The sequence below is a fragment of the Verminephrobacter aporrectodeae subsp. tuberculatae At4 genome, assembly GCF_000193225.1.
Taxonomy (GTDB): Bacteria; Pseudomonadota; Gammaproteobacteria; order Burkholderiales; family Burkholderiaceae_C; genus Acidovorax; species Acidovorax aporrectodeae.
The window spans coordinates 1-1,131 of record NZ_AFAL01000753.1; the positions used below are offsets into that span (position 1 = coordinate 1).

Below are 1,131 nucleotides of genomic sequence, written 5' to 3' on the forward strand. Positions count from 1 at the left end.
GGGCCCGGCGGCAGCCCGCACGTGCATGCCGGCTTCGACGCCGTGCTGCTCGCGCAGCCCGCGGTGCCTGCGCAGTCCTTGCTCGCCGATTCGGCGCTGAACAGCCCGCTGAGCGACGCGCTGGGCCACGTGGCCACTGCACCCTGCTGGACGCTGATGCTCGCCTACCCCCAGGCCGTGCGCCCGGGGCTGACCACGCTGGGGCCGCAGTGGAACGCCGCGCGCAGCACGCACCATCGCATCGCCTGGCTGGCGCGCGAATCGTCCAAGCCCGGGCGCAACGTGATCGAGCGCTGGACGGTGCAGGCCAGCCCCGCCTGGTCGGCCGAGCATCTGGAGGACGACGCGGTCCGCGTACAGGCCAAGCTGATCCGGGCCTTTGCCGAGGTCACCGGAATCCACGCCGAGCCGGCGCACGCCGCCACACGCCGCTGGCGCTACGCGCAGACCACGCAGCCTCTGGGGCGCAGCCATCTGTGGGACGCGGCCCGGGGGCTGGGTGCCTGCGGCGACTGGTGCCTGGGGCACCGGCTGGAAGACGCCTTCCTGTCGGGCCTGGAGCTGGCACTCGCCGTGGCATGACGGCTGCCGTGCGGCAGCGCTACCGGGGCCGGTTCGCGCCCTCGCCGACCGGACCGCTGCACGCCGGCTCCTTGGTCGCGGCGCTCGCCAGCTGGCTCGACGCCCGCGCCTGGAACGCCGGGCGCGGCGGCCAGTGGCTGGTGCGCATGGAGGACCTCGACGCACCGCGCTGCGTTCCGGGCGCGGACCAGTTCATCCTGCAGCAGCTGGCCCGCTGCGGCCTGCTGCCCGACGCGCCGCCGCAGTGGCAGTCGGCGCGCAGCGCGCTCTACCAGCGGGCGCTGGATCGCTTGATCGCGCAGGGCCTGGCCTACCCCTGCGCCTGCTCGCGCAAGGACATCGAAGCCGCCCACGCAGCGCAGGGCCAGCCCCGCGCGCGCCACGCCGCCCTGCCCTACCCCGGCACCTGCCGCCGCGGGCTCCAGGGCCGCAGCGCACGCTCCTGGCGCTTCGCCACCACGCAGTGCAGCCAGGCAGCGGATGCACCATGGCCACGGGCCGATACCGCCCTGTGCTGGCACGACAGGTGGCTGGGCGCGCAGTGGCAGG

Annotated in this window: 2 protein-coding genes; both read left to right on the top strand. The window is 75.3% G+C overall.

Annotation, left to right across the window (positions count from 1 at the left end; genetic code table 11):
* The coding region (locus VTU_RS0121150; RefSeq protein ID WP_010108429.1) for an NAD(P)/FAD-dependent oxidoreductase at positions 1-582 on the top strand (582 nt) is incomplete at its 5' end.
* A partial coding sequence (locus VTU_RS0121155; RefSeq protein WP_010108431.1) for a glutamate--tRNA ligase family protein occupies positions 579-1,131 on the top strand: 553 nt, incomplete at its 3' end. The genes VTU_RS0121150 and VTU_RS0121155, both read left to right, overlap by 4 nt.